Genomic DNA, 6,704 nt, shown 5'->3' on the forward strand with positions numbered 1-6,704 from the left:
GAGCTTGTTCTGGAGTCAGCGTGATGTCTTCTTTGGCGCCGAAAGCAATATCGAGGCTCTCGCGTAAATTTTTACCGAACAGGCTATCTAATAGCGATTCTTGTTCTTGGCTTTGTTGCTGCTGTTGCAATGCGTTGGTGGTTTGGTTAGTTTGGGCTGCATGGGCTGTTTGCGCGCCACTGAGCTGGCTTACACTTAGTATGGATACAAGTGTAACGCAAGCAATAAAAAAGCCACTGAAACTCAGCGGCTTTTTATCATGTTTGATACTTAGCTTCTTACTTGCTTTATTAAGCTTAGTTTTGAATAACATGCGCGATGGCTATGTAATAACTTAGTTAAGCGTTACTACAATCGGCTAAGTTGACGACTAACAGCAACTTAGTTAGTTGCTGTAGTGGTCGTAATTGGAGCTGGGGTATCGTCATCATCCTCAGTAGCAACGACGGTAATTACGCCAACGGCTACTGCGCCAGCAACTACTACTGGTACCGTTAAGCCAAGGCCGAAACCTAAGCCACCGGCTGCACCAGCGCCTGCTGCACCAGCACCCGCGCCTGCGCCAGCACCTGCTCCACCACCAGCGCCGCCAGCACCACCTGTGCCGCCTGACTGGGCGAACGCAGCTGGAGACAATGCTAATACTGCAGCAGCGATTAAAGCTGTTAATGTTTTCATAATAACTCCTTGGAAATATCCGAATTCGTATTTCTGCTTACAAATACTTAGTTGAAAGCATAGCAATACGTGATTATTTTGCAACCAGTTTTACATGGCTTTGTCGTTAAACTTTTCTTGCTCGAGCATTTTTGAGACTTGCAAACACGCTACCGCCCTTAGGTTGCGGTTCCTAAATACCGATAGCGAGCTTTTGATTTTTCTCGGTAGGGTTGCTTGCACTTGGTCTTAAGGTCGGCTTTAAGACTTTATGTTGAAGCTGTTTTAGGAAAGTTCGACCATCACAAGTAGGTAGGTGATTGGTACTTTCCATATACCGGTTCTTATTATTTATTATCTAGTTAGCGTTTTTATCTGGCATCAATGTATGTTTGTTGATGCTGGATTTTACGCTGGTAAGGTTGATCGGTTAAATGTTAAACAAAATCGAATAACCCCACAGACCGCACTATTAAAGCACATTAGGAGATCTCCTACAACGTGCATTTAACAATTTTTACACTCGATGAATGTTATATTACAGCGCCAATATGACGCTTTTATGATCGACGAATTTGACTAAATTCGTACTCGGCTTGCACTTCTTTTTGCAACCAATTTAACAGCACAATACAGCGGCTCTCGCCATCCAAACCAACGATTTGCGCCATAAAGCCTTTGAACGGGCCTTCGGTGATTTCTACCTGTTCACCAATTTGCGGCATGGCAGCGATGGTGGCTTTCTGAATGGTGCTAGATTGCGCATTGAGCTGCTTCATTTCTTCGATTAACGCGTCAGGCACTGTCGCAGGACGTTCACCAAAGGTTAAAAGCTTACTCACCCCAAAGGTACTGCGCACTTTATGGAACTTGCCGGCGTAATCGTCAAGATCGGCAAACACATAACCGGGAAACAACGGCTCAGTAACCGGGGTGCGCTTGCCACGCCGGATCTTCTGCAAAGTGATCTCCGGTAAAAACGCAACGATGCCCTGATTCTCAAGATTCAGCTTAGCGCGCCCTTCTTGCCGAGGCTTAGTGCGTACAACGTACCAGGTCATGCAAACTCCTTTGGTTCTTGAGGGACTTGCAGACCCAGCTCTGGACCCGGGTCCGGAGCAGGGTCCGAAGGTGGGGCTGCAAGTTCCTCACATGCGGCGGATGATGCTGTCGGTGCTGGCGTCGAAGGTGGTGTCGGCTTGGCCGTCAATCACCTTCAAGATGTCGGTGGCGCAGGTCTTGCCTTTCTCGACGCCGGGCTGGTCGAAGCTATTCAGGCCCCAAATCACGCCTTGGGTAAACACCTTATGCTCGTAAGCGGCAATGATAGCACCAAAGCTATGAGGGGTTAACTCATCCACGTACAGTAAATTGGTTGGATGATTGCCGATGTACGTGTTGCGGGCATCGTCGCTGGTGTGGCCTTCCCACATGAGTTTACGATGGGCTAGGCAGTTGCTCACAGCTAACCGTTGTTGCTCCCTCAGTGCGGCTTGTACGGCTGGGGTAAAGCCTGGCGCGTGGCGATGCAGCACCGCCAAGAAGTCGGCGGTAAAGGTATCCCAGCCTTGGTGTAGATGCTGGAAGAATGCGTGCTGCCCGTTCGGGCCGTAACCGCCCCAGATGATAGGACCGGTCGGGGTAGTTAGCGGCTGGTTGTCATGGGTGGCTTGCTTGCCGTTACTTTCCATATCCAGCTGTTGCATGTAGCTGGGTAGGTAACGCAGGCGACCGTCGTAAGGCAAAATGGCGACGTTGTTGATGTTGCGCTGCTCGCGGTTGTACACGCCAAGTAGCGCCAGCAACACCGGTATGTTCTGGGTTGGGTCGTCCACTTCAGCGAAGTGCTCGTCCATGGCTTTGGCGCCGTCCAACATTTTGCTGAATTGGTTGGAGCCGATGGTCAGCGCAATCGGCAGGCCAATCGCCGACCACATGCTGAAGCGTCCACCTACCGAATCAGCAAAGCTCAGTTGTTGGCTGGGCGGGATGCCGAAATCTGTCATGGCTTGGTTGTTGGCGCTAACGCCAATCACGTGCCGACTCAACCATTGCTCTTCGGTTAGGTGCGGCTGCAGCCACTGTTTTACGGTGTTGACGTTTGCCAAGGTGTCGATGGTACCGAAGCTTTTACTCGCGATAATAAACAATGTGGTTTCAGGGTCGATGATGGGCAGCACCGCGTACAGCTGCCCGCCGTCCATCGAGCTCACAAAGTGGGTGTGCAGCGTGTGCAGGCTATTATCGTCGGCGAATTCTTTGAGCGCAAACGAGCCCATCATGGGGCCTAAGTCGGAGCCACCTACGCCGATATTGACCACGTCCGTAATAGGTTTGCCGGTGGCACCCAACCACTGGCCGCTGCGTAGGCTACGGACGATTTCAGTGAAGCGATTCTTACCATTACCGGCTTTCACCACGTTGTGAATGCTGCGGTTGAGCACGTGGCTGACGTTGCGGTTCTCGGTTTTGTTCCGGAATTCGCCTTTCATCAGCTGCTGTTTCAGCTTGCTGAAATTGGCCGGCAGTTTGGTCTGGGCGTAGTCGCTGATCTGCTCAGGGGTGAGTCCCTGATAGCTGTAATCGAGGTTCAGAAATTCCGTTTCGACGGTGTAGGTCGTGGTAGTCGGGGTGTTGTTGACCATGGGTGCTCCTTTGTTGAGGAACTTGCGGCCCCACCTCTGGACCCGGCTCCGGAGCCGGGTCCAGAGGTGGGGCCGCAAGTTCCTCAACAAAGGAGCACCCATGGTCAACAACACCCCGACTACCACGACCTACACCGTCGAAACGGAATTTCTGAACCTCGATTACAGCTATCAGGGACTCACCCCTGAGCAGATCAGCGACTACGCCCAGACCAAACTGCCGGCCAATTTCAGCAAGCTGAAACAGCAGCTGATGAAAGGCGAATTCCGGAACAAAACCGAGAACCGCAACGTCAGCCACGTGCTCAACCGCAGCATTCACAACGTGGTGAAAGCCGGTAATGGTAAGAATCGCTTCACTGAAATCGTCCGTAGCCTACGCAGCGGCCAGTGGTTGGGTGCCACCGGCAAACCTATTACGGACGTGGTCAATATCGGCGTAGGTGGCTCCGACTTAGGCCCCATGATGGGCTCGTTTGCGCTCAAAGAATTCGCCGACGATAATAGCCTGCACACGCTGCACACCCACTTTGTGAGCTCGATGGACGGCGGGCAGCTGTACGCGGTGCTGCCCATCATCGACCCTGAAACCACATTGTTTATTATCGCGAGTAAAAGCTTCGGTACCATCGACACCTTGGCAAACGTCAACACCGTAAAACAGTGGCTGCAGCCGCACCTAACCGAAGAGCAATGGTTGAGTCGGCACGTGATTGGCGTTAGCGCCAACAACCAAGCCATGACAGATTTCGGCATCCCGCCCAGCCAACAACTGAGCTTTGCTGATTCGGTAGGTGGACGCTTCAGCATGTGGTCGGCGATTGGCCTGCCGATTGCGCTGACCATCGGCTCCAACCAATTCAGCAAAATGTTGGACGGCGCCAAAGCCATGGACGAGCACTTCGCTGAAGTGGACGACCCAACCCAGAACATACCGGTGTTGCTGGCGCTACTTGGCGTGTACAACCGCGAGCAGCGCAACATCAACAACGTCGCCATTTTGCCTTACGACGGTCGCCTGCGTTACCTACCCAGCTACATGCAACAGCTGGATATGGAAAGTAACGGCAAGCAAGCCACCCATGACAACCAGCCGCTAACTACCCCGACCGGTCCTATCATCTGGGGCGGTTACGGCCCGAACGGGCAGCACGCATTCTTCCAGCATCTACACCAAGGCTGGGATACCTTTACCGCCGACTTCTTGGCGGTGCTGCATCGCCACGCGCCAGGCTTTACCCCAGCCGTACAAGCCGCACTGAGGGAGCAACAACGGTTAGCTGTGAGCAACTGCCTAGCCCATCGTAAACTCATGTGGGAAGGCCACACCAGCGACGATGCCCGCAACACGTACATCGGCAATCATCCAACCAATTTACTGTACGTGGATGAGTTAACCCCTCATAGCTTTGGTGCTATCATTGCCGCTTACGAGCATAAGGTGTTTACCCAAGGCGTGATTTGGGGCCTGAATAGCTTCGACCAGCCCGGCGTCGAGAAAGGCAAGACCTGCGCCACCGACATCTTGAAGGTGATTGACGGCCAAGCCGACACCACCTTCGACGCCAGCACCGACAGCATCATCCGCCGCATGTGAGGAACTTGCAGCCCCACCTTCGGACCCTGCTCCGGACCCGGGTCCAGAGCTGGGTCTGCAAGTCCCTCAAGAACCAAAGGAGTTTGCATGACCTGGTACGTTGTACGCACTAAGCCTCGGCAAGAAGGGCGCGCTAAGCTGAATCTTGAGAATCAGGGCATCGTTGCGTTTTTACCGGAGATCACTTTGCAGAAGATCCGGCGTGGCAAGCGCACCCCGGTTACTGAGCCGTTGTTTCCCGGTTATGTGTTTGCCGATCTTGACGATTACGCCGGCAAGTTCCATAAAGTGCGCAGTACCTTTGGGGTGAGTAAGCTTTTAACCTTTGGTGAACGTCCTGCGACAGTGCCTGACGCGTTAATCGAAGAAATGAAGCAGCTCAATGCGCAATCTAGCACCATTCAGAAAGCCACCATCGCTGCCATGCCGCAAATTGGTGAACAGGTAGAAATCACCGAAGGCCCGTTCAAAGGCTTTATGGCGCAAATCGTTGGTTTGGATGGCGAGAGCCGCTGTATTGTGCTGTTAAATTGGTTGCAAAAAGAAGTGCAAGCCGAGTACGAATTTAGTCAAATTCGTCGATCATAAAAGCGTCATATTGGCGCTGTAATATAACATTCATCGAGTGTAAAAATTGTTAAATGCACGTTGTAGGAGATCTCCTAATGTGCTTTAATAGTGCGGTCTGTGGGGTTATTCGATTTTGTTTAACATTTAACCGATCAACCTTACCAGCGTAAAATCCAGCATCAACAAACATACATTGATGCCAGATAAAAACGCTAACTAGATAATAAATAATAAGAACCGGTATATGGAAAGTACCAATCACCTACCTACTTGTGATGGTCGAACTTTCCTAAAACAGCTTCAACATAAAGTCTTAAAGCCGACCTTAAGACCAAGTGCAAGCAACCCTACCGAGAAAAATCAAAAGCTCGCTATCGGTATTTAGGAACCGCAACCTAAGGGCGGTAGCGTGTTTGCAAGTCTCAAAAATGCTCGAGCAAGAAAAGTTTAACGACAAAGCCATGTAAAACTGGTTGCAAAATAATCACGTATTGCTATGCTTTCAACTAAGTATTTGTAAGCAGAAATACGAATTCGGATATTTCCAAGGAGTTATTATGAAAACATTAACAGCTTTAATCGCTGCTGCAGTATTAGCATTGTCTCCAGCTGCGTTCGCCCAGTCAGGCGGCACAGGTGGTGCTGGCGGCGCTGGTGGTGGAGCAGGTGCTGGCGCAGGCGCGGGTGCTGGTGCAGCAGGCGCTGGTGCAGCCGGTGGCTTAGGTTTCGGCCTTGGCTTAACGGTACCAGTAGTAGTTGCTGGCGCAGTAGCCGTTGGCGTAATTACCGTCGTTGCTACTGAGGATGATGACGATACCCCAGCTCCAATTACGACCACTACAGCAACTAACTAAGTTGCTGTTAGTCGTCAACTTAGCCGATTGTAGTAACGCTTAACTAAGTTATTACATAGCCATCGCGCATGTTATTCAAAACTAAGCTTAATAAAGCAAGTAAGAAGCTAAGTATCAAACATGATAAAAAGCCGCTGAGTTTCAGTGGCTTTTTTATTGCTTGCGTTACACTTGTATCCATACTAAGTGTAAGCCAGCTCAGTGGCGCGCAAACAGCCCATGCAGCCCAAACTAACCAAACCACCAACGCATTGCAACAGCAGCAACAAAGCCAAGAACAAGAATCGCTATTAGATAGCCTGTTCGGTAAAAATTTACGCGAGAGCCTCGATATTGCTTTCGGCGCCAAAGAAGACATCACGCTGACTCCAGAACAAGCTC

8 protein-coding genes are annotated in these 6,704 nt (G+C 51.0%); 4 read left to right on the forward strand and 4 right to left on the reverse strand.

What is annotated here, in order from left to right; translation table 11 throughout:
• The 4 genes from NOG12_RS12695 to pgi (NOG12_RS12710) all read right to left on the reverse strand — a co-directional run.
• Positions 1 to 313 (reverse strand): hypothetical protein (locus NOG12_RS12695; RefSeq protein ID WP_313933451.1); only part of this gene is annotated, 313 nt, incomplete at its 3' end.
• Positions 314 to 381: 68 nt separating this feature from the next.
• On the reverse strand, positions 382 to 678 hold the full coding sequence (locus NOG12_RS12700; protein WP_313933452.1) for a hypothetical protein: 297 nt from the start codon (positions 676 to 678) through the stop codon (positions 382 to 384).
• 539 nt (positions 679 to 1,217) lie between these two features.
• Positions 1,218 to 1,718 (reverse strand): transcription/translation regulatory transformer protein RfaH, encoded by a 501-nt coding sequence (gene rfaH / locus NOG12_RS12705; protein ID WP_313933453.1) that lies wholly within the window; start codon positions 1,716 to 1,718, stop codon positions 1,218 to 1,220.
• An 87-nt stretch (positions 1,719 to 1,805) separates the two neighbouring features.
• Complete coding sequence (pgi, locus tag NOG12_RS12710) at positions 1,806 to 3,302, reverse strand: glucose-6-phosphate isomerase (RefSeq protein ID WP_313933454.1); 1,497 nt, start codon at positions 3,300 to 3,302, stop codon at positions 1,806 to 1,808.
• Between the two features lie 100 nt (positions 3,303 to 3,402).
• On the opposite strand from pgi (NOG12_RS12710), the gene pgi (NOG12_RS12715) reads away from it, so the two are divergent.
• From pgi (NOG12_RS12715) to NOG12_RS12730, 4 genes are all read left to right on the forward strand, one after another.
• The gene (pgi, locus tag NOG12_RS12715; RefSeq protein WP_313933454.1) at positions 3,403 to 4,899 is read left to right on the forward strand and encodes a glucose-6-phosphate isomerase; all 1,497 of its coding nucleotides are present in this window, start codon (positions 3,403 to 3,405) and stop codon (positions 4,897 to 4,899) included.
• Positions 4,900 to 4,986: 87 nt separating this feature from the next.
• A complete protein-coding gene (gene rfaH, locus NOG12_RS12720; RefSeq protein ID WP_313933453.1) occupies positions 4,987 to 5,487 on the forward strand; it encodes a transcription/translation regulatory transformer protein RfaH in 501 nt (166 codons plus the stop codon).
• Between the two features lie 539 nt (positions 5,488 to 6,026).
• Positions 6,027 to 6,323 (forward strand): hypothetical protein, encoded by a 297-nt coding sequence (locus tag NOG12_RS12725; protein ID WP_313933452.1) that lies wholly within the window; start codon positions 6,027 to 6,029, stop codon positions 6,321 to 6,323.
• Positions 6,324 to 6,391: 68 nt separating this feature from the next.
• On the forward strand, positions 6,392 to 6,704 hold a 313-nt coding region (locus NOG12_RS12730; protein ID WP_313933451.1), incomplete at its 3' end, for a hypothetical protein.

The organism is Pseudidiomarina fusca, from assembly GCF_032227045.1.
In the GTDB taxonomy this organism is placed as follows: Bacteria; Pseudomonadota; Gammaproteobacteria; order Enterobacterales; family Alteromonadaceae; genus Pseudidiomarina; species Pseudidiomarina fusca.

What these genes read in the sequence shown, in the direction of transcription:
- NOG12_RS12725 (WP_313933452.1), top strand. Translation starts at nt 6,027, where the DNA reads ATGAAAACATTAACAGCTTTAATCGCTGCTGCAGTATTAGCATTGTCT.
- NOG12_RS12700 (WP_313933452.1), bottom strand. Translation starts at nt 678, where the DNA reads ATGAAAACATTAACAGCTTTAATCGCTGCTGCAGTATTAGCATTGTCT.
- pgi (WP_313933454.1), top strand. Translation starts at nt 3,403, where the DNA reads ATGGTCAACAACACCCCGACTACCACGACCTACACCGTCGAAACGGAA.
- rfaH (WP_313933453.1), bottom strand. Translation starts at nt 1,718, where the DNA reads ATGACCTGGTACGTTGTACGCACTAAGCCTCGGCAAGAAGGGCGCGCT.
- rfaH (WP_313933453.1), top strand. Translation starts at nt 4,987, where the DNA reads ATGACCTGGTACGTTGTACGCACTAAGCCTCGGCAAGAAGGGCGCGCT.
- pgi (WP_313933454.1), bottom strand. Translation starts at nt 3,302, where the DNA reads ATGGTCAACAACACCCCGACTACCACGACCTACACCGTCGAAACGGAA.